18 protein-coding genes and 1 pseudogene are annotated in these 19,530 nt (G+C 75.1%); 12 read left to right on the forward strand and 7 right to left on the reverse strand.

All coding sequences use genetic code 11. The features are described 5' to 3' along the window. Positions 1-30 precede the first annotated feature (30 nt). The 5 genes from J1M37_RS05550 to mnhG are packed head-to-tail and all read left to right on the forward strand — an operon-like array spanning position 31 to position 3,565. Positions 31-591 carry an NADH-quinone oxidoreductase subunit K gene (locus J1M37_RS05550; RefSeq protein ID WP_052001218.1) on the forward strand — a complete coding sequence of 187 codons (561 nt, stop codon included), beginning with the start codon at positions 31-33 and terminating at the stop codon, positions 589-591. Continuing rightward, positions 588-2,219 (forward strand): Na+/H+ antiporter subunit D, encoded by a 1,632-nt coding sequence (locus J1M37_RS05555; RefSeq protein ID WP_206452274.1) that lies wholly within the window; start codon positions 588-590, stop codon positions 2,217-2,219. The genes J1M37_RS05550 and J1M37_RS05555 overlap by 4 nt, the downstream gene beginning before the upstream one ends. Continuing rightward, complete coding sequence (locus J1M37_RS05560) at positions 2,206-2,823, forward strand: Na+/H+ antiporter subunit E (protein ID WP_101967512.1); 618 nt, start codon at positions 2,206-2,208, stop codon at positions 2,821-2,823. Before J1M37_RS05555 ends, J1M37_RS05560 begins: the two co-directional genes overlap by 14 nt. After that, complete coding sequence (locus tag J1M37_RS05565; RefSeq protein WP_036317163.1) at positions 2,823-3,161, forward strand: monovalent cation/H+ antiporter complex subunit F; 339 nt, start codon at positions 2,823-2,825, stop codon at positions 3,159-3,161. Before J1M37_RS05560 ends, J1M37_RS05565 begins: the two co-directional genes overlap by 1 nt. Beyond that, positions 3,158-3,565, forward strand: coding sequence for a monovalent cation/H(+) antiporter subunit G (gene mnhG / locus J1M37_RS05570; RefSeq protein WP_036340024.1), 408 nt, complete (start codon positions 3,158-3,160; stop codon positions 3,563-3,565). Before J1M37_RS05565 ends, mnhG begins: the two co-directional genes overlap by 4 nt. A gap of 77 nt (positions 3,566-3,642) precedes the next feature. Here the strand turns inward: mnhG and J1M37_RS05575 are convergent, their stop codons facing one another. From J1M37_RS05575 to J1M37_RS05595, 5 genes and pseudogenes are all read right to left on the reverse strand, one after another. Next, a complete protein-coding gene (locus J1M37_RS05575; protein ID WP_010080219.1) occupies positions 3,643-3,921 on the reverse strand; it encodes a DUF4235 domain-containing protein in 279 nt (92 codons plus the stop codon). A gap of 77 nt (positions 3,922-3,998) precedes the next feature. After that, positions 3,999-5,000 (reverse strand): aminotransferase class IV, encoded by a 1,002-nt coding sequence (locus J1M37_RS05580; protein ID WP_036340021.1) that lies wholly within the window; start codon positions 4,998-5,000, stop codon positions 3,999-4,001. Between the two features lie 64 nt (positions 5,001-5,064). Next, a pseudogene (locus J1M37_RS05585) lies at positions 5,065-8,313 on the reverse strand (MMPL family transporter); the annotation flags it as partial. A 161-nt stretch (positions 8,314-8,474) separates the two neighbouring features. Continuing rightward, positions 8,475-8,987: a para-aminobenzoate synthase component I gene (locus J1M37_RS05590; protein ID WP_049146213.1), complete on the reverse strand. Its 513-nt coding sequence runs from the start codon at positions 8,985-8,987 to the stop codon at positions 8,475-8,477. Then, positions 8,984-9,460 (reverse strand): MarR family winged helix-turn-helix transcriptional regulator, encoded by a 477-nt coding sequence (locus J1M37_RS05595; RefSeq protein ID WP_036317223.1) that lies wholly within the window; start codon positions 9,458-9,460, stop codon positions 8,984-8,986. The genes J1M37_RS05590 and J1M37_RS05595 overlap by 4 nt, the downstream gene beginning before the upstream one ends. A gap of 139 nt (positions 9,461-9,599) precedes the next feature. Between J1M37_RS05595 and J1M37_RS05600 the strand changes: the two genes are divergently transcribed. Further along, positions 9,600-11,876, forward strand: a complete 2,277-nt coding sequence (locus J1M37_RS05600; RefSeq protein WP_206452305.1) for an MMPL family transporter — start codon at positions 9,600-9,602, stop codon at positions 11,874-11,876. Positions 11,877-11,953: 77 nt separating this feature from the next. Here J1M37_RS05600 and J1M37_RS05605 read toward each other — a convergent pair whose 3' ends face one another. Next, a complete protein-coding gene (locus J1M37_RS05605; RefSeq protein ID WP_206452276.1) occupies positions 11,954-12,580 on the reverse strand; it encodes a Dps family protein in 627 nt (208 codons plus the stop codon). Between the two features lie 324 nt (positions 12,581-12,904). On the opposite strand from J1M37_RS05605, the gene dnaK reads away from it, so the two are divergent. The 5 genes from dnaK to J1M37_RS05630 all read left to right on the forward strand — a co-directional run bounded on the left by dnaK (position 12,905) and on the right by J1M37_RS05630 (position 18,243). Next, entirely contained in the window at positions 12,905-14,764 is a 1,860-nt protein-coding gene (dnaK, locus tag J1M37_RS05610) for a molecular chaperone DnaK (RefSeq protein WP_206452281.1), read from the forward strand. Positions 14,765-14,925: 161 nt separating this feature from the next. Further along, entirely contained in the window at positions 14,926-15,588 is a 663-nt protein-coding gene (locus tag J1M37_RS05615; RefSeq protein WP_036383663.1) for a nucleotide exchange factor GrpE, read from the forward strand. Between the two features lie 68 nt (positions 15,589-15,656). After that, positions 15,657-16,649: a DnaJ C-terminal domain-containing protein gene (locus J1M37_RS05620; RefSeq protein ID WP_036317238.1), complete on the forward strand. Its 993-nt coding sequence runs from the start codon at positions 15,657-15,659 to the stop codon at positions 16,647-16,649. Then, positions 16,646-17,197: a heat shock protein transcriptional repressor HspR gene (locus J1M37_RS05625; protein ID WP_020626477.1), complete on the forward strand. Its 552-nt coding sequence runs from the start codon at positions 16,646-16,648 to the stop codon at positions 17,195-17,197. Before J1M37_RS05620 ends, J1M37_RS05625 begins: the two co-directional genes overlap by 4 nt. Then, on the forward strand, positions 17,176-18,243 hold the full coding sequence (locus J1M37_RS05630) for an alpha/beta hydrolase (RefSeq protein ID WP_342345121.1): 1,068 nt from the start codon (positions 17,176-17,178) through the stop codon (positions 18,241-18,243). Before J1M37_RS05625 ends, J1M37_RS05630 begins: the two co-directional genes overlap by 22 nt. Positions 18,244-18,265: 22 nt before the next feature. Here the strand turns inward: J1M37_RS05630 and trmB are convergent, their stop codons facing one another. After that, positions 18,266-19,261, reverse strand: coding sequence for a tRNA (guanosine(46)-N7)-methyltransferase TrmB (gene trmB / locus J1M37_RS05635; RefSeq protein ID WP_020626479.1), 996 nt, complete (start codon positions 19,259-19,261; stop codon positions 18,266-18,268). A gap of 32 nt (positions 19,262-19,293) precedes the next feature. Here trmB and J1M37_RS05640 point away from each other — a divergent pair. Beyond that, the coding region (locus J1M37_RS05640; RefSeq protein ID WP_206452282.1) for a hypothetical protein at positions 19,294-19,530 on the forward strand (237 nt) is incomplete at its 3' end.

Here is a 19,530-nt window from a genome sequence, read left to right on the forward strand (position 1 = left end):
GTCCACCCCCGACGCCCCGGAGGCCGCCCGATGATGACCGTCGACCTGGCCCTGCTCCTGGCGATGGGCGTGATGTTCGCCGGGGGGATCTACCTGGTGCTCGAGCGCAGCCTGACGCGCATCCTGCTCGGCATCGTGCTGATCAACAACGGCGCCATCATGCTGCTGTTCCTCGCCTCGGGCGGCACGGGCCTGGCCCCGCTGTTCGTGCGCGGACGGGACCCGCACGAGTACGCGGACACGCTGCCGCAGGCGCTGATCCTCACCGCGATCGTGATCGGCTTCGCCGTGGTCGCGTTCCTGACCGCCATGATCTACCGCTCGTGGCTGCTCGTCCGCGAGGACGAGGTCGAGGTGGACGCGGAGGACGTCAAGATCGCCCGGATGCCCGCCTGGGACGCGGAGGACGACGCGGAGCTCGTGGAGGAGTCCTCCGAGTTCCTGGACGACGCCGCGGACCCCAACGCCCACTACGAGCACGCGACGGAGGCACGGCCCCAGGTGCAGCACGCCACGCCCGCCCCCCAGGCGCCCACCGGATCCGGGGCAGCGTCCCGCGGCCGCCGTCCCGAGGGCGGGGAGCGCGCATGAGCATCGGTTCCGTCCCCCTGACCGACCTGGCCCCGCTGGCCGTCATGCTGCCCGTGCTGGGCGCGGCCGTGACCTTCATGCTCGTGCGCCGCCCCCGCGCGCAGATCACCGTCACGGTCTCCGCGCTCGTGCTCACCCTCGTGCTGGACGCGCTGCTGCTGGCCGCGGTCTGGGACACCGGGGTCGCGGCCGTCCACCTCGGCGGCTGGCCGGCCCCGCTGGGCATCAGCCTCGTGGTGGATCGGCTCTCGGCCCTCATGCTCGTGGTGTCGGCGCTGATCACCCTGGCGGTGCTGCTGTACGCCTCGGCGCAGGGGCTGATCAACCGGGACGAGGGCGGGCCGGTCTCGATCTTCCACCCCACGTTCCTGATCCTCGTGGCGGGCGTGTCCAACGCGTTCCTCGCCGGCGACCTGTTCAACCTCTACGTGGGCTTCGAGATCCTCCTGACGTCCTCCTACGTGCTGCTGACCATGGGGGGCACCGCCCAGCGCATCCGCGCGGGCATCACCTACGTGGTGGTCTCCGTGCTCTCCTCGGTGGTGTTCCTGATCGCGATCGCGATGATCTACGCGGCCACCGGCACCGTGAACATGGCGGACCTGGCCGTGAAGCTGGGCGAGCTGCCCACCGACGTGCAGATGGTCCTGCACGTGCTGCTCCTGGTGGGCTTCGGCATCAAGGCGGCCGTGTTCCCGCTGTCCTTCTGGCTGCCGGACTCGTACCCCACCGCGCCCGCCCCGGTGACCGCGGTGTTCGCGGGCCTGCTCACCAAGGTGGGCGTGTACGCGATGATCCGCACCGAGACGCTGCTCTTCCCGGGGGAGCACGTCAACGCGCTCCTGCTCGTGGTGGCCGCGCTGACCATGGTGGTGGGCATCCTCGGCGCGCTGGCCCAGACGGACATCAAGCGCATCCTGTCCTTCATCCTCGTCTCCCACATCGGCTACATGATCTTCGGCCTGGGCCTGGCCACGGAGGCGGGGCTGACGGCCACCGTGTACTACGTGGCCCATCACATCACCGTGCAGACCGCGCTCTTCCTCGTCACGGGCCTGATCGAGAACCGCGCCGGCACCGCGAACATCGACCGCCTCGGGTCCCTGGCGAAGGTCTCCCCGTTCGTGAGCGTCCTGTTCCTCGTGCCCGCGCTCAACCTCGGCGGCATCCCGCCGTTCTCCGGCTTCCTCGGCAAGGTCGGCCTGCTGCGCGGCGGCGTCGAGCAGGCCACGCCCCTGGCCTACACGCTGGTGGGCGTGTCCCTGCTCGTGTCCCTGCTGACCCTGCTCGTGGTGGTGCGCGTGTGGACCCGCGCGTTCTGGCGCCGCGTCGAGGACGTGGAGCACCCGCCCGCCCAGCTCGTGGCCGCCTACGAGCGGGCCGTCGCCCGTGGCGAGCGCCCCCGCCCGCTCGAGCCGGGCCTCGTGCTGCCCACCACGGCGCTCGTGGGCCTGACGCTGGTGTTCACGGTGGCCGCCGGTCCGCTGTTCGCCCTGGCCGACGAGGCCGCCACGGACATGCTCGACCGCTCGCCCTACATCGCGGCGGTGCTCGACGACGCCGCGGCCGAGCGGGCCGCGGCCACCCTCAGCGTCGACCCGACGGAGGTGCACGATGCCCGGAAGTGACTCCGCCCGCCGCGGCGTGGTGCGCCCCGACGGGATCCGGGGCATCGTGGCCCAGTGGCCGCTGATCCTCGTGATGGTGGCCGTGTGGTGCGCCCTGTGGCAGGACTTCGCTCCGCACGTGGCCCTGACCGGCCTCGCCTTCGCGCTGCTGATCATCGGGCTCTTCCCGATGCCGGACATCCCGTTCAGCGGCCGTCTGAACCCCTGGTGGTCCCTCGTGTTCACGGTGCGGTTCCTCGTCGACGTCGTGCGCGCCTCAGTCAACGTGACCGGGACGGTGCTGCTGCGTGGCCGCCGCGCCCGCGGCTCGATCGTGGGCGTCCCGCTGCGCAGCCACGACGACCTCATCATCACGCTCGTCAGCCACGCCCTGGCCCTGGTGCCGGGCTCGATCGTGCTGGACGTGGACCGGGTCCGCTCCGTCCTGTACCTGCACGTGCTCGACGCGACCACGGACGAGGACGTGGCGGGCTTCCGCGCCAAGGCCCTCGACGTGGAGGCGGGCATCATCCGCGCCGTCGGCACGCGTGAGGACCTCGAGCTGGTCCGCCGCTTCCCGAGTTCGGCGCCCCCCGCCGCCCGCCCCCCGAAGGAGGAGGCCTGATGGACCCCATGGACCTGGCCACGTGGGCCGGCGGGGCGCTGCTCGTGGTCGGCGCCGTCGGTGCGCTCTACCGGATCGTGCGCGGCCCCTCGCTGCTGGACCGGGCGGTCGCCACGGACGTGCTGCTCGTGGTGTTCTCCGGGATGCTCGTCCTGGAGATGGCCGTGCACCGCCACACCCACCACGTGGTCCTCGTGGTGCTGGCCGCCGCCGTCGGCTTCGTCGGCTCGGTGACGGTGGCGCGCTTCGCGGAGGACCGGCGCCCGGACCACTCGCTCGAGGACCAGGCGCGCGTGCCCGGCACCACGGACGTGCCGGGCGGGGAGGAGGGCCGATGACCGAGACCGCCACGCTCCTGGACTGGCTGGCCGCGTTCCTGATCGTCAGCGGCGCCTTCTTCTCCCTGGTGGCCGGCGTGGGCCTGCTCGTGCTGCCGGACCTGCTGGCCCGCATGCACGCCGCCGCCAAGCCGCAGGTCCTCGGCCTGCTGCTCATGCTCGCGGGGCTGGCGATCGAGTGGCGCTCGTGGGTGTGGCTGCCCGTGCTGTTCCTGGCCTGGGTCACCCAGATGGTCACGGCCCCGGTGGCCTCCCACCTGGTGGGCCGCACGGGCTACCGCACCAAGCACGCCCGCCGTGAGCTGCTGCACCGGGACGAGCTGGCCGCCGTCGTCCGTCGGGCCGAGCCCCCGGCGGACCCCGGGCCGCGCCGCGCCGGCGCCCGGCCACGCGGGCGCCGCTGACACCACCCCGCACAGCACGACGGCCGCCGTCCGGATCCCTCCGGGCGGCGGCCGTCGTCGTGGTGGTCGCGGGCGGCTCAGACCTCGTGGTCCACGCGGTGCGCGGTGGACTCGGACACCTTGCGGATCGCGGCGCCGGCGCCGCGCTGGCCGGCGACCTTCAGCAGCGCCGCGACGCCCGCGGAGATGAACGCGAAGGACAGGGCCTCGACGAGGGGCAGCGTCTCGTCGGCCGCGTCGTCCGGGGCGCTGTGGCCGGTGACGAGCCGCCAGCCGCCCGCGACCACGCGGGAGCCGACGATGCCGCCGACCAGCGTTATGCCGGCGGACAGGGCCTTCTGGGCGAGCGTGTTCATGGTGCGCCTTCCGTGGTCGGGGATCTCACGTGCGGTTGCGGCCGCGGCCGACGACGCCGGACGGGCCGGTCCCCAGCCTAGCCCGCGGTGGGCACCGGGTCGCCGCTGACGTGCCGGCCGGGGTCGCCGTCGGCGTCCAGATGGGCCTGCAGCATGCCGGTGAGCTCGTGGTCCACGGGGATCTCGACGCCGTCGACGGCGCGCACCGGCAGGACGCCGCGCACCGAGGAGACGAGCCAGACGCCCTCGGCGCCCTTCAGGTCCGCCGGGACGAGCGGGCCGTAGCCGAGCTCCCAGCCGTCCGCGTGGGCGGCCGCGAAGATCACGGCCTGCGACGTGCCGGCGAGGATGCCCTTCTGGCGCAGCGGGGTGAGGAGACGGCGGACGCCGTCCTCCCCGGTGCGCACGATCAGCACCGTGGAGGTGGGGCCCTCGAGCAGGTAGCCGTCCGCGCTGGTGAAGACGACGTCGTCGGCGCCGTGGGCGCGGGCGTAGCGCAGGGCGGCCATGTTCACGGCGTAGGAGAGGGTCTTCGCACCGGTGAGCAGCCACGGGGAGCGCTCGGGGGCCTGCGAGTCGATGCCGCGGTCCAGCAGCAGCACCCGCAGCCCCCGCCGCCGCTCCTCGTCCTCGACCACTGGGGCCGGGCTCAGCAGCGCCCACGCGGTGGGCGTGGGCACCGCGCCGGGAGCCGCGTCCGGGCCGCGGGTGACGGTCAGGCGCACGGCGAGACGGTCCCCGGGCGCGACGTCGTTGGCCTCGGTGAACGCCCGCAGGCCGAGCGCGACGGCGGCCTCCCACGCCGCCGCCTCGGGGGCGGCCAGCTCCAGGGCGGCGGCGGACGCGGCCAGCCGGCCGAGGTGGGCTCCGAGCTTGCGCATGCGCAGGGTCCCGAGCCCGTCGGCGACGGCGAGCGCCGTCTCGAAGATGCCGTCGCCGCGGGTGACCCCCTGGTCCGTGACGCTCAGGTGCGGGACGGCCGGGTCTGCCAGTCGCGGGGCGGGGGCGCCGTCCGTGTCCGTCTCGAGCAGGACGAGGACGGGGGAGCCGGCGGCGGGGGAGAAGGAGGTGGGACGCATCCGCCCAGGATAGACGCCCGTCCCCGGCCGATCGGGGCCGGGAGCGGGCGTCAGGCGGGGGGACAGGGCCGGAGGGGTGCGCCGGGGCGTGGGCGCGCTCGAGCTGGGCGCCCTCCACGTCGACGTCCGGCATGATGCGGTCCAGCCACCGGGGCAGCCACCACGCCGCGTCCCCGAGCAGGTGCATCAGGGCCGGCATCAGCAGCAGCCGGACGACGAACGCGTCCAGCAGCACGCCGAAGGCCAGGCCGAAGCCGATCGGGCGGATCATCGCGTCCTCGGCGAAGATGAAGCCGCCGAACACGGAGATCATGATGATCGCCGCGGCCATCACCACCGCGCGGCCCGAGCGCAGGCCGGACAGCACCGCCTGGCGGGCCGGCAGGCCGTGTGCGTAGGCCTCGCGCATGCCGGAGGCGATGAACAGCTGGTAGTCCATGGCCAGGCCGAACAGCACGCCGACCATGATGGTCGGCAGGAAGCTGAGCACCGGCCCCGGGTTGTGGACGCCGAACAGGGCGCCCAGCCAGCCCCACTGGTAGATGGCCACCACGCCGCCCATCGCCGCGAACACCGAGAGCACGAAGCCGCCGGTGGCGATCAGGGGCACCAGGATGGAGCGGAACACCAGGATCATGATCAGCAGGGACAGGCCCACCACCACACCGAGGTAGAGCGGCAGGGCCTCCGCCAGGGTGGCCGAGACGTCGATGAAGCCGCTGGTCACCCCCGCCACGCCCGGGTTCGAGGCCTCGCCGGCCGGGTCCAGGGACCGCAGCTCGCGCACGAGCTCCTCCGTGGAGACCGCGTTGGGCCCCTCCTCGGGCAGCACCTGGTACATCGCGACCGTGCGGTCCTCGTTGAAGCCCGCCGGCACCACGGCGTGCGCGTGGTCGAGGGCGGCCAGCTGCTCGCCGACGTCGAGCTGGGCGTCCGTGGCGCGCCCCTCGTCCAGGCCGGCGGGCAGGTCCACGGTGACCACGAGCGGGCCGTTGTAGCCCTCGCCGAACTTCTCGGCCGTGAGCGCGTAGGCGAGCTGGGAGTCCGAGCCCTCGGGCTCGGAGCCGCCGTCCGGCAGGCCCAGGCGCATGGACCAGAACGGCACGGCCACGAGGACGAGCAGGGCCACGGAGGCGAGCGCCGTGGCGAGGGCGGTCGGCGTGGACAGGGTGGCGCGGCGGTGGGCGCGGCGCACGGCGTGGGCGCCCTCGCCGACGGCCGGGGAGGTGTCGGTGAGCCGGGCGCGCTCCCGGCGGGAGAGCACGCGCGGGCCGGCCAGGGCCAGCAGGGCCGGGGTCAGGGTCACCGCCACGAGCACGGCGATGGCCACGCAGACCGCGCCCACCGTGCCCATCAGGCCCAGGAAGCCGATGCCGGTGACGTTCAGGGCCGCGAGGGCGATCACCACGGTCACGCCGGCGAACACCACGGCGTTGCCGGAGGTGCCGGTGGCCAGCGCGATCGACTCGTGCAGGCTCGTGCCGCGTCGCAGCTCCTGGCGGTGCCGGTTGACGATGAACAGCGCGTAGTCGATGCCCACGGCCAGGCCCAGCATCACCCCGAGCACCGGGGTCACGGACATCATCTCCACGGCGGAGGAGAACGCGAGCGCCCCGGCGGCGCCCACGCCCACGCCCACCAGCGCGTTGACCAGAGGCAGGCCCGCGCCCACGAGGGTGCCGAGCATGACCATCAGCACGATCGCGGCGACCACGAGGCCCACGACCTCGCCCGGGCCGAGCAGGGAGGGCACGGTGGCGTTGAGCTCCTGGGACGGATGCACCGCGACGCCGTCGATGTCCGCGCCGGTGAGGGCGCCGGTGACCGCCTCCTTGTCCTCGGCGGTCACGTCCAGGGTCGGCGTCGTGAAGGTGACGATCCCGACGGCGGTGCTGCCGTCCTCGGACACGGTGCGGAAGTCCTCCGCGAGGGCCAGGGTGCGCTCGCCGCGCTCGGCCTCGACGCGGCCCTCGTCCAGCTCGGCGCGGCCGTCGGCGAGGTCGGCCTCGGCCTGGTCCAGGCGCTCCGCGCCGGCGGCCAGCTGGGCCCGGCCGTCCTCGAGCTCGGCGACGCCACGCTCGTACTCGGCCCGGCCCTCGTCGATCTTCTGCTGCTGCGCGTCCAGCTCAGCCTCGGCCGCGTCCAGGGCCTGCTGCCGTCCCGCGGCCACCTGCTCGCGGCCGGCCTCGAGCTCGGCCTCGGACTCCTGCAGCTGCTGCCGGCCGGCGGCGAGTCGGGCGGCGCCGTCGTCGGCCTCGGCCTGGGCGGCCGCGAGCTGTTCGGCGCCCGCGTCGGCCTCGGCCTGGGCGGCCTCCAGCTGGGCGCGGGCGGCGTCGGCCTGGTCCTGACCGGCCGCCAGCTGCGCCTCGCCGGCGGCGAGCTGCGCCTCCTGGTCGGCGAACTGCGCGGCGACCTGCTCCGCCGGGATGCCGGCGGCCTCGGCCTCGGCCAGTGCGGCGTCCCGGGCCTGCTCGAGCTCGGCGCGGCCCGCGGCCAGCTGCTCGGCCTGGGCGTCGAGCTCGGCCTGCCCGGCCTCGAGCTCGGTCCACCGGTCGCCGAGCTCCGCCTGCCCGGCCTCGAGCTCCTGACGCCGCGCGTCGATCTCGGCCTGCCCGGCCTCGAGGCGCTCCGCCTGCTCCTCGAGCTCGGCGCGGCCGGCGTCGAGCTGCTCCTGGCCGTCGGCCACCTTCTGCTCGGCCTCCCGGAGCGGGGCCAGGGCGTCGGCCGGCAGGGCCTCCAGGCCGCGCTCCTCGAGGTCGGCGCGCGCGGCGTCGAGCGTGGCCTGCCCCTCGTCCAGCTGGGCGGCGGCCTCGGCGAGGCGCTGCTCGCCCGCGTCGGCCTCGGCCGCGCGGCGCTCGAGCTCGGCCCGGCCGTCCTCGATCTCCTGGCGTCCGTCCGCGAGGCGCTGCTCGCCGTCGGCCAGCTCGGTGCGGCCCTCGTCGAGCCGGGTGCGGGCGTCGTCCCGCTGGGCCTGGGCCTCGAACGGGTCCACGACGCCCTCCACGGCCGGCTGCTCGGCGACGTCGTCCAACAGGGCGGTGATCTGCTCGCGCTGGGCGTCGGTCAGGGGGGAGCCGTCCTCGGTGGTGAACACGACCTGGCCCCTGCCTCGGGAGGCCTCGGGGAACTCCTCCTTGAGGCGGTCCGTGACCTGGGCGGTGGGCGTGCCGGGGATGGTGACGGTGGAGGAGAGCGTGCCGCCGAAGGCGAGGAACCCGCCGACGGCGAGGGCCAGGGCGAGCACCCAGGCGAGGATCACGAGGAGGGGGCGGCGGGCGGCGCCGAGGCCGAGACGGTAGAGCAGTGTCGCCATGGGAAGGGGAGGTCTCCGTGCGCTGGGGTGGGACGCGGCCGGACGCGGCGCGCCGCCTCCGATGCTACACCTAAGCGGAGCGAACCGCTCCGGTCCCGGCGCCGGCGCCCGGCCGGCCCGCACGCAGACCCCGACGCCCCCGACCCCGGGCGGCGTCGCGGTCAGGCGGAGGGCGGGTGCAGGACCAGGTCCGCCGCGGCGCGCGGGGCATGCCGGGCCAGGTAGTCCTCCTCCTGTGCGGCCCAGCGGTCCCAGTGCGGGGCGAAGGTCTCGCCGTCCCGGGCCAGCGCCCGCGTGCGCCGCGCGGGGGTCTCGAGCTCGAGCCACACCGCCAGGTCGAGCAGCGGTCGGGCGGCGGTGCTGAGCGCGCCCACGCCCTCGCACACCACGACGTCGGCCGGCGCGGTCCGCCGCGGCGGACCGGGGGCGGCGCGGTGCCAGTCCCACGTGGTCCAGGCCGCCGTGCCCCGCTCCCGCAGCGCGCGCACGACGGCCGGGTAGGGGCCGTCGTCGCCCACCGCCGCGGCCAGCCCGTCCCAGCCCCGGTACATGGACTCGATCTCGATCACCTCGACGCGCGCGAACGGTGCGATCCGGGCCGCGAGCGCGGCGGCGAGGACGGTCTTGCCCGACCCCGAGCGGCCGTCCAGGCCGATGAGCGCCGGTCGGGTCACGGGTCCTCCGGGGCGGGGTCCGTCAGTGCGGCGGTGGCCGCCTCGAGCACCCGCACCGCGGCCCGCAGCTCCGCGGCGGAGAACCCCTCGAGGGCGGCGCTCAGCCGCTGGGACATCGGTTCGAACGCGCGCTGTCCGTCGCGGCGGGCCGTGTCCGTGTGCTCCACCAGCACGCGCCGCCGGTCGCCCTCGTCCCGGTGGCGGCGGACGTGGCCCGCGGCGGCCAGGCGGTCCACGAGGGCGGTGGCCGAGGCCCGGGTGAGGTGCAGGTGGGCGCCGAGGTCCGAGGCCGTGACGGGCTCACCGGCCGCCGCGCGGGCCATCAGGTACGCGAGGGCTCTGAGGTCCGTGCGGTGCAGGCCGACGCCGCGGCCGGCCTCGTCGACGGCGTGCTCCGCGCTCTCGCTGAAGACGCGCAGCGCGTGGACCACGGCGAGGTGCTCCGCGGGGGCGGAGGGGGGCTGCGTGGTCATGGCCGGGAGTCTAGCCAGCCCCCATGGTTGTTTGATCATCGAACCATCCCCTACGCTCGGGGCATGCCCCTGTCTCTTATACACACCCTGGCTCTTATACACATCTCCGAGCCCACGAGACGGAGCTACATCGCCCGACCTGTCCGCCTTCCGCACCCCCGCCGCCACGGGGCGTCCCCCTCGGGGGCTGCGGCTGGGCCTGGCCGCGGCGCTCACCGTGGTCTGGCTCGCCGTGCTCGGCCTGGGCGGCCCCGTGTTCGGCAAGATCGGCGACGTCTCCTCGAATGACCAGGCCACCTTCCTGCCGGCGTCGGCCGAGTCCACCCGCGCGGGGGCGGAGGCGGCGGCGTTCCAGGACGGCGAGGCCGTGCCCGCCGTCGTCGTGGGCCCGGCGAGCACAGCGGACCCCGCGGCCGCCTTCCCCGCGCTCGCGGACCTCGCGGGCCGGCTGGGCGAGGTGCCGGGCGTGACCGACGTCGCCGGCCCGATCCCCTCCGACGACGGCGCGGCGGTGCAGTTCCTGGCCTTCGTCGACTCCTCGGTCGGGGCCGAGCGGCCCGTGGCCGACGTGGTGGCCGACCTGCGGGAGGTCGTGGCGGACCCCGCGGCCGCCGACCCCGCCCTCGCCGGGACCGTGGCCGCGGACACCGAGTGGCACGTGGGCGGCCCGGCGGGCCTGGTCGCCGAGCTGGGCGGCGCGTTCGCGGGGATCGACGGGCTGCTGCTGCTCGTGGCGCTCGCGGTGGTGTTCGTGATCCTCGTGGCGGTCTACCGCTCCGTCCTGCTGCCGGTCCTCGTGCTCCTGACGGCCGTGGCCGCGCTCTGCGGCGCGATCGTGGCCGTCTACGGGATGGCCCTGGCGGGCTGGATCCAGCTCAACGGCCAGGCCCAGGGCATCCTCTCGATCCTCGTGATCGGCGCGGCCACCGACTACTGCCTCCTGCTCGTGGCCCGGCACCGCGAGGAGCTGCTGGTCCGGGCGGACGTCGGGGAGGCGCTGCGGGCCGCCGTGCGCGGGTCCTTCGGCGCGATCACCGCGTCCGCCTCGACCGTGGCCCTCGCCCTGCTGATCCTGATGGCCTCGGACCTCAACTCGACGCGCTCCCTCGGCCCCGTGGCCGCCACGGGTGTGGCGTTCGCGTGGCTCGCCGCCCTGACCCTGCTGCCGGCGCTGCTGCGGCTGACCGGGCGTGCCGCCTTCTGGCCCACGATCCCGTCCCCCGAGCGCGCGCGCCGTCGCGCGGAGCGCCGCGCCGCCCGGGGCCGGGCCTTCACCCCGCCGCGCGACGGGGCGGGCCGGCCCGTCGCCGGCCTCGAGGAGGACCACGGGGTGTGGACGCGGGTGGGCGCCGTCGTCGCGCGCCGGCCCCGTCTCGTCTGGGTCGCCACGACGGTCGTGCTCCTCGCCCTCTGCGGCGGTCTGCTGCAGCTGCGCGCGGACGGCGTCGCCCAGGAGGACGTGCTGCTCGGCGACTCCGACGCCCGGCAGGCCCAGGCCCTGCTGAGCGAGCACTTCGACGCCGGCGCGGGCGCCCCCGCCCAGATCCTCGCCCCGGCCGGGGACGCGGAGGCGGTGCTCGCCGCCGTCGCGGAGGACCCCGGCGTGGCCGAGGCCGAGGTCACCACGGACGCCCCCGAGGCCGCCGCGGGCCCACCCCCGGGCGTGACCGACGCGGAGGGCGGGGCGGGCGCCGCGTCCGCGCCGGAGCCGCAGCCCCGCGTGGTGGACGGCCGCGTGCTGGTCTCGGCCACCCTGGCGGACCCGGGCGAGTCCCTTGCCGCGCAGCAGACCGTGGCCCGCCTGCGCGACCGGCTCGCGGACCTCCCGGCCACGGGCGAGATCCTCGTGGGCGGCCCGGCGGCCCAGGCGCTGGACACGAACGTCACCACGCAGCGCGACCTGCGGGTCGTCATCCCGCTGATCCTCGCGATGCTGCTGGTCATCCTCGCGGTGCTGCTGCGCTCGCTCCTGGCACCCGTGCTGCTCGTGGCGGCCACCGTGGTCAGCTTCGGCGCGGCCCTGGGCGTCTCGGCCCTCGTGTTCCGGCACGTGTTCGGCTTCGAGGACGCCGACCCCACCGTGCCGCTGTACGGCTTCGTCTTCCTCGTGGCACTCGGGATCGACTACACGATCTTCCTGATGACCCGGGCGCGGGAGGAGACGCCGCGGCACGGCACGCGGGCGGGCGTGCTGCGCGCCCTCACCGTCACGGGCGGGGTCATCACCTCGGCCGGCGTCGTGCTGGCGGCCACCTTCGCCGCGCTCGCGGTGATCCCGCTGATGTTCATGGTGCAGCTGGCGTTCATCGTCGCGTTCGGCGTGCTGCTCGATACGCTGATCGTGCGCTCGCTGCTCATCCCGGCCCTCGTGCGGGACATCGGCCCGAAGGTGTGGTGGCCGGCGCGGGCCGCCTGAGCCCGGACGGCGACGGAGGGCCCGACCGGCGGTGCGGTCGGGCCCTCCGTGCTCGCGGGCGCCTCAGGGGCGCGCGGTCACTTCTTCTTGGACTTCTTCGCGTCCGACTTCTTCGTGCGCCCGGCCTTCGGGGCGGGCGCGGACTGGGCGCCCTTCACGCGGCCCGCGGCGGCGGCCTCGGTGGTGGTGCCTGCGCTGCTCAGCCGGCCGTCGTCGGTGGTCAGGAACGAGCGCATGAACCACTGGAACAGCTCGAGCTGGGCCACCTGGTCGATGAGGATGTCCTGGGTGACCGGGTCGAGGTCCTCGGTGGCGTCGATGGCGGCGCGGTGGTCCGTCACGACGCCGTCGTAGACGAGGTCCAGCGCGGCCAGGTGCTCCAGGGTCGTCGCGCGGCCCAGCGTGTAGTCGTCCCACGTGCGGGCGGCCACGAGGGCGCCCGGGGTGCCGGCGGGGGAGACGCCGAGGGTGGCGATGCGCTCGGCGAGGACGTCCACCATCGCGCGGACCAGCTCGATCTGGGGGTCGAGCATCTCGTGTACGCCGATGAAGCCGGGGCCCACGACGTTCCAGTGGGCGTGCTTCAGGGTGAGCTGCAGGTCGTTGAGGGCGTGCAGGCGGCCCTGGAGGATCTCGGCGGTGCGGCGGCCCGTGCTCAGGGACAGGCCCGGGACGGTGTACTCGGCGGCGTTCTTCTCGGCCATGGTGGTGCTCCTTCTCCGTCGGGACGGGCGCGCCGTCGGCGACGCCCCGTGTTCCGCCATTCAACCGCGTGAGGTCGTCGTGTTTCCAGGTCTGAGCGGCGTGCGCGGGCGGGTCCGGAGCGGATCCGCGGCGCCGGGAATGGATCGCGGACGGCCCGCGTTGACCCTCGCAGAAGCAGAAGTGAGTGAAGTCGACTCAGGTTCACTTGACAGTCCACCGCCCCGGTGGCAACCTGAGTCATGAAGGCTCAAGTCCCTGCGGCGCCGGTGCCCCGGCCCGCGGGTCCGGCCCCCGCTTCACCGTCAGACAGGAAGGACCCCATCATGTCCCGTGCAGTCGGCATCGACCTCGGCACCACCAACTCCGTCGTCGCCGCCCTCGAGGGTGGCGACCCGGTCGTCATCGCGAACGCCGAGGGCGCCCGCACCACCCCGTCCGTCGTCGCGTTCTCCAAGGGCGGGGACGTCCTGGTCGGCGAGGTCGCCAAGCGCCAGGCCGTCAACAACCCCGAGCGCACCTTCGCGTCCGTCAAGCGCCACATGGGCACCGACTGGACCACCGAGGTGGACGGCAAGAAGTACACCCCGCAGGAGATCTCGGCCCGCACGCTGATGAAGCTCAAGCACGACGCCGAGGAGTACCTGGGTGAGAAGGTCACCGACGCGGTGATCACCGTGCCCGCCTACTTCAACGACGCCGAGCGCCAGGCCACCAAGGAGGCCGGCGAGATCGCGGGCCTGAACGTCACCCGTATCATCAACGAGCCCACCGCGGCCGCGCTGGCCTACGGCCTGGAGAAGGGCAAGGAGGACGAGCTCATCCTGGTCTTCGACCTGGGCGGCGGCACCTTCGACGTGTCCCTGCTCGAGGTCGCCAAGGACGAGGACGACTTCGCCACCATCCAGGTGCGCGCCACCGCCGGCGACAACCGCCTCGGCGGCGACGACTGGGACCAGCGGATCGTGGACTGGCTGCTCCAGCAGGCCAAGTCCAAGGGCGCGGACCTGTCCAAGGACAAGATCGCCCTGCAGCGCCTGAAGGAGGCGGCGGAGCAGGCCAAGAAGGAGCTCTCCTCGGCCACCTCCACCAGCATCTCGCTGCAGTACCTGTCCGTGACCCCCGAGGGCCCGGTGCATCTGGACGAGCACCTGTCCCGCGCCAAGTTCGAGGACCTCACCAAGGACCTGCTCGAGCGCACCCGCAAGCCGTTCGAGGACGTCATCAAGGAGGCCGGCGTCAAGGTCTCCGACATCGACCACGTGATCCTCGTCGGCGGCTCCACCCGCATGCCCGCCGTCTCCGACCTGGTGAAGGAGCTGACCGGCGGCAAGGAGCCCAACAAGAGCGTGAACCCGGACGAGGTCGTCGCCATCGGCGCGGCGGTGCAGGCGGGCGTGCTCGCCGGTGAGCGCAAGGACGTGCTCCTGATCGACGTGACCCCGCTGTCGCTGGGCATCGAGACCAAGGGCGGCGTGATGGCCAAGCTCATCGAGCGCAACACGGCCATCCCGACCAAGCGCTCCGAGACGTTCACCACGGCCGAGGACAACCAGCCCTCCGTGTCCATCCAGGTCTTCCAGGGCGAGCGCGAGTTCACCCGGGACAACAAGGCGCTGGGGACCTTCGAGCTGACCGGCATCGCCCCGGCCCCGCGCGGCATGCCCCAGATCGAGGTCACGTTCGACATCGACGCGAACGGCATCGTGCACGTCTCCGCGAAGGACAAGGGCACCGGCACCGAGCAGTCGATGACCATCACGGGCGGCTCCTCGCTGTCCAAGGAGGACATCGACCGCATGGTCAAGGACGCCGAGGCCCACGCGGACGAGGACAAGAAGCGCCGCGAGGCCGCCGACCGCCGCAACCAGGCGGAGCAGTCCGCCTACTCCGTTGAGAGGCTCCTGCAGGACAACGGCGACAAGCTGCCCGAGGACGTCAAGACCGAGGTGCAGGCCGACGTCGACGCCCTGAAGGCCGCCCTGGAGAAGCAGGACAACGACGACGAGGTCGCCGCCGCGTTCGAGAAGCTCCAGGCCTCCCAGGTCAAGATCGGCGAGGCCCTCTACGCCCAGCAGGGCGCGGAGTCGGCCGACGCTGGCGCCGAGTCCGCCGCCCCGCAGGGCGACGATGAGGACATCGTCGACGCCGAGGTGGTCGACGAGGACGACGAGAAGAAGGCCTGACACCCCGGGGCCGGGGCGGGCGTCCACGCCCGCCCCGCCCGGAGGCCCACGACGCCGGCGGGCCGGCCCGGCAGCGCCCCTGCCGGGCCAGCCCGCCGGCCTTCCCGCACCACCCCCGCGCGGCGGACCCGCCGCGCCCACCCGCTTCGAAAGGACACACCATGAGCGCCGACCAGCAGCGTCCGCACGGCTCCTCCGACGCCGAGCGCGGCTCCGAGGAGGAGCCCATCGTGTTCAACGACCGTCGCCGCATCGACCCCGAGACCGGTGAGCCCCGCGTCTCCGCCGAGAGCGCGGCCGAGCAGGCCGAGGACGGCGACGCCCTCGCCCAGGCCGAGCGCATCCTCGACGAGGCCGGCGCGGAGGCCGGGACCGAGGCGCCGCAGCCCGCGGCCTCGGACCGCGAGGCCGAGCTCGAGACCGACCTGCGACGTCTGCAGGCCGAGTTCGTGAACTACAAGCGTCGCGTGGACCGCGACCGCGACCTGGCCAGGGACGCCGGCGTGCTCAAGGCCGTCACCGCGCTGCTGCCGGTGCTCGACGACATCGACGCCGCCCGCGCCGCCGGCGACCTGACGGACGGCCCGTTCGCCGCCATCGCGACCAAGCTCGACACCGTCCTGGCCGGCCTCGGCCTCGAGCGCCACGACCAGGCGGCGCTGGCCGGCGTCGAGTTCGACCCGGCCCTGCACGAGGCCGTGATGCGCCAGCCGCACGCGGAGGTGCCCGCGGACCACGTGGTCCAGGTCTTCCGCAACGGCTACGTCCGGGACGGCCGCGTGCTGCGCGCCGCCCAGGTGATGGTCTCCGCCGGAGACGAGTGACCCCGTCGGCCGGCGGCCCACCCCGCCGCCGGCCGACCCCCTGACCGATGCACACGAGAGGAGGCACCATGGCCTCGCAGGATTGGATGGACAAGGACTTCTACGCGACCCTGGGGGTGTCCAAGGACGCCTCCGATGCGGATGTGAAGAAGGCCTACCGCAAGCTCGCCCGCACCCACCACCCGGACCAGAACCCCGGGGACGAGGCGGCCGAGAAGAAGTTCAAGGAGATCTCGGAGGCGTACGCCGTCCTGAGCGACCCCCAGGAGCGCCAGGAGTACGACGCGATCCGCGCGATGGGCGGCGGCGCCCGGTTCTCCGCCCCGGGCGGTGCCGGCGGCGGCGGCTTCGAGGACGTCTTCGGCGGCATGTTCGGCGGCGGGGGCGGCCCCCGCACCACGCAGTCCGGGCCCGACCTGTCGGACCTGTTCAGCGGGATGTTCGGCGGCGCCGCCGGCCAGACCGGCGGCTTCGGCCCCGGCGGCTTCGGTGACGCCGGCTACGCGCGGCCGCGCCCCACGAAGGGCGCGGACCGCACCGCCACCACCACGATCTCCTTCCGCGGCTCGATCCAGGGCACCACGGTGTCCCTGCGCGGCCCGGACGGCGAGACGATCGAGGTGAAGATCCCGAAGGGCATCCGCGACGGCCAGAAGGTCCGTGCCCGCGGCAAGGGCTCGCCCGGCCCGGCCGGCCGCGGCGACCTGCTGGTCACCGTGCACGTGCGCGAGCACGAGTTCTTCCGCCGGGACGGGGACGACCTGCGGATCACCGTGCCCGTCACCTTCCCCGAGGCCGCCCTCGGCGCCACGATCGAGGTGCCGACGCTGGAGCGCCCCGTGAAGGTGAAGGTGCCGGCGGGCTCCCAGTGTGGCCGCGTGCTGCGCCTGAAGGGCCGCGGTGTCGAGCGCGGGACGACGACGGGTGACCTGCTCGTGGAGCTGCGCGTCACCGTGCCCACCACGCTCAACGACGACGCCCGCGCCGCCGTCGAGGCCCTGCAGTCCGCCACTGCCGGCGACGATCCGCGGCGGGAGCTGGCCCGGAAGGCAGCCTGGTGAGCGCCCGCGACGGCGCCGCCCGTGCGGACCGGGGCCGCGAGGGGGGTCCCGACCGGCACGCCCCGGTCTTCGTGATCTCCGTGGCCGCCGAGATGGCGGACATGCATCCGCAGACCCTGCGCCAGTACGACCGGCTCGGCCTCGTGGTCCCCGCCCGCCAGGACGGACGGCACCGCCGCTACTCCCTCGCCGACGTCGAGCGGCTGCAGACCGTGCAGACCCTGAGCCGCGAAGGCATCTCGCTGGAGGGCATCCGCCGCGTGATCGCGCTGCAGCGCGAGGTCGAGCAGCTGCAGGACACCGTGGTCGAGCTGGCTGCCCAGGTGGACCGCCTCCACCACGCCTCCCGCCTGGCCCGCGTCTTCACCGTGGGCTCCGGCGGTGACGTCTCGGCCCGCTACGCCGACCGGATGGCCGTCCGCCGTCACGCCGCGGCACGGGCCGGGGCGGACACCGCGGGCGAGGCCTGCCCGAGCGGCCTGCGGAGGCTGCCCTCCGGCGTCGCAGGCCTCCGACGGGTGCCCACGTGGCAGTCCGAGCAGGACTGAGCCGGGCGTCGTTCGGGGCGGCCGCGCGGTCCCGCGTGCAGGAGCGGCTGCGCGCCGACATGGCCCGGCGCGACGGCCTCGGCCGGCAGGCCCGGAGCGCCCTGGACGGGATCGTCCACGCCCTCAAGCCGGAGGGCATGGAGCCGCACCTGCCCGCCCGGCATCTGCTGGACTACGTCCTCGAGGGCCCGGACGGGCCGCGCGCGGTGGTCGCCGCGGGGGACCCCGCGACCGCCACCCACCTGACCTGGCTCGTCTCCGGCATGGGCATCCGCCCCCAGACGGCCATGTGGGGGACGGCCCGGGAGGCCGCCCACCTCGCCGCCGCCCAGCGCGCCGCCGGCGCACCCCGCCCCGTCGTCATCGGGTGGCTCGGCTACCCCGCACCCACGCCCTGGCGGGTGGTGCTCGACGGCCCCGGCCGGCGCGGCGGCGCGATGCTCGCCGCGGATGTGCGGGCCTGGTGGGAGTTCCTGCGCCACGGGCCGGGGGAGGACGACGATGTCGCCCCGGCCCTGCGCGCCCGCGGGACCGCCGTGCACGGGGCCGTGGAGGCCCACTCGTACGGCTCGCTCGTGGCCGCGCACGCCCTGCGCCTGCTCGCGGACCGGGGCCTGCAGCCCGACGACGCGGAGGCCCCGTGGCCGGCCGAGCGTCCCGTCGAGGCCCTCGTGGTCTCGGGCACGGTCGGCCTGCCCGCCGCCCTGGCGGCCCGGGCCGCGCACCTCGGCCTGCGGTCCGGGCGGACGTTCCGCGCCCTGGCCCCGGGCGATCTCCTCGCCCGGGTCGGCCGCGCGGTCGGCCGTCGTCGGGACTGGACGGACGCCGCCGTGCTGCCGGTGGCCCCGCGGCCCGGCCTGGCGGGGGCCGCCGTCCGCGGCCACCGCACGGCCCGCTGGTCGCCGACGGCCCCCGAGGACGCCCCGAGGGGCTACCGGGACGCCGGGTCCGTGACGCTCGCGGCGACCGCGCGGGTGACCGCCGGCCTGCCGCTGTCGCCCGTTCCGGACGGCGCCGACCCGGCCGGGCCGGTCGCCCCGGCCTGAGCGACCCCGTCGGGCCCCGTGCTCAGCGGCGGCGGTACGCCAGGTCGAACACGAGCCGCCCGGCCCGCTGGGACTTCGCCTCGAAGCTCGTGATCGGTCGGCCCTCGAACCGGGGCGCCCAGCCGCCGTCGTGGTCCACGGGGTCCGCGGCCGCCGCGCCGGCCCGCGCCTCGCCCAGGCCGGCGCGCAGGGGGCGCTCCTCCTCGGCCGCGCTCTCCCATCCCGCGGGCAGCGGCTGGGCACCCACCTCGGTCTCCCTGCCCTCGCGGCGCACCCGCGTGAGCGGAGAGTCCTCGCCCGCGGCGCGCCCGGGGAAGAGGTTCTCGAACTCCGGGTGCGCCTCGAGCACCTCGCGCATCTGCACGGCGTAGCCCGACCAGTCCGTCGCCAGCCGCAGCACCCCGCCGGGGGTGAGCACCCGCGCCACGCGGTCCGCGAAGGCGGGGGAGACCAGGCGGCGCTTGTGGTGCCGCTTCTTGTGCCACGGGTCCGGGAAGAACACCCACACCTCGGAGACGGAGCCGGGCGTGAGCAGGGCGTCCAGCAGCTCGGGGGCGTTGGCCTCCACGGCGCGGACGTTCTCCAGGCCCTGCTGCTCCACGCGCGTCATGAGCGCGGCCAGGCCGGGCACGTAGACCTCGACGGCGAGCACGTTCCAGTCCGGCCGGTCGGCGGCGGCCTGCGCCGTTGACTCGCCCAGCCCGGAGCCGATGTCGACCAGCAGGGGGGCCTCGCGCCCGAACACCCCCGCCCAGTCCAGTCGGGCCTGGCCGTCCACCGAGGTGGCGCCGCGGCCGCGAGGCACGTCCACGAGGACCCGCTCCGCCTGGCGGTCCCACACGGCCTGCCGCCCCGCGTTCAGGCGCGCACCACGTCGGACGAAGGAGACCGGCTCCCGTCGGACGAGGGCGGGGTCCTTGTCCCGATTGTGGTCGTGCGCGTGGACGCGCTCGGCGGGCGGCGGCACGGCGTCGGGGCCGGGTGCGTCCGGGCAGGGGCGGGGCAGGTGCTCAGTCATCGCCCCGATCCTGCCACGGCCGCGCGTCGACGGTGCAGACCGCGGCCGACGACGGCGCCCGGCGCCGGGGTCAGGGGGTGCTGCTGGAGCGGTCCCCCGACGTGGGCGACGCGGACGCGGAGGCCGTCGTGGCGGTCGGCTCGGGTGCGGACTCGGTCGGGTCCGGCGCGGGGTCCGTGGCCGGCGCGCTCGTGGACGGACCGGACGCGCTCGTGGACGGACCGGACGCTGTCTCCTATACACATCTCCGAGCCCACGAGACGGAGCTA

The sequence above is a fragment of the Micrococcus sp. KRD012 genome, assembly GCF_017168555.1.
GTDB classification, from domain to species: domain Bacteria; phylum Actinomycetota; class Actinomycetes; order Actinomycetales; family Micrococcaceae; genus Micrococcus; species Micrococcus luteus.

Bases quoted from the DNA above. Each gene is read 5' to 3' on its own strand.
- J1M37_RS05550 (WP_052001218.1), top strand. From the start codon at position 31: ATGATGACCGTCGACCTGGCCCTGCTCCTGGCGATGGGCGTGATGTTC.
- J1M37_RS05555 (WP_206452274.1), top strand. From the start codon at position 588: ATGAGCATCGGTTCCGTCCCCCTGACCGACCTGGCCCCGCTGGCCGTC.
- J1M37_RS05560 (WP_101967512.1), top strand. From the start codon at position 2,206: ATGCCCGGAAGTGACTCCGCCCGCCGCGGCGTGGTGCGCCCCGACGGG.
- J1M37_RS05565 (WP_036317163.1), top strand. From the start codon at position 2,823: ATGGACCCCATGGACCTGGCCACGTGGGCCGGCGGGGCGCTGCTCGTG.
- mnhG (WP_036340024.1), top strand. From the start codon at position 3,158: ATGACCGAGACCGCCACGCTCCTGGACTGGCTGGCCGCGTTCCTGATC.
- J1M37_RS05575 (WP_010080219.1), bottom strand. From the start codon at position 3,921: ATGAACACGCTCGCCCAGAAGGCCCTGTCCGCCGGCATAACGCTGGTC.
- J1M37_RS05580 (WP_036340021.1), bottom strand. From the start codon at position 5,000: ATGCGTCCCACCTCCTTCTCCCCCGCCGCCGGCTCCCCCGTCCTCGTC.
- J1M37_RS05595 (WP_036317223.1), bottom strand. From the start codon at position 9,460: ATGACCACGCAGCCCCCCTCCGCCCCCGCGGAGCACCTCGCCGTGGTC.
- J1M37_RS05605 (WP_206452276.1), bottom strand. From the start codon at position 12,580: ATGGCCGAGAAGAACGCCGCCGAGTACACCGTCCCGGGCCTGTCCCTG.
- dnaK (WP_206452281.1), top strand. From the start codon at position 12,905: ATGTCCCGTGCAGTCGGCATCGACCTCGGCACCACCAACTCCGTCGTC.
- J1M37_RS05615 (WP_036383663.1), top strand. From the start codon at position 14,926: ATGAGCGCCGACCAGCAGCGTCCGCACGGCTCCTCCGACGCCGAGCGC.
- J1M37_RS05620 (WP_036317238.1), top strand. From the start codon at position 15,657: ATGGCCTCGCAGGATTGGATGGACAAGGACTTCTACGCGACCCTGGGG.
- trmB (WP_020626479.1), bottom strand. From the start codon at position 19,261: ATGACTGAGCACCTGCCCCGCCCCTGCCCGGACGCACCCGGCCCCGAC.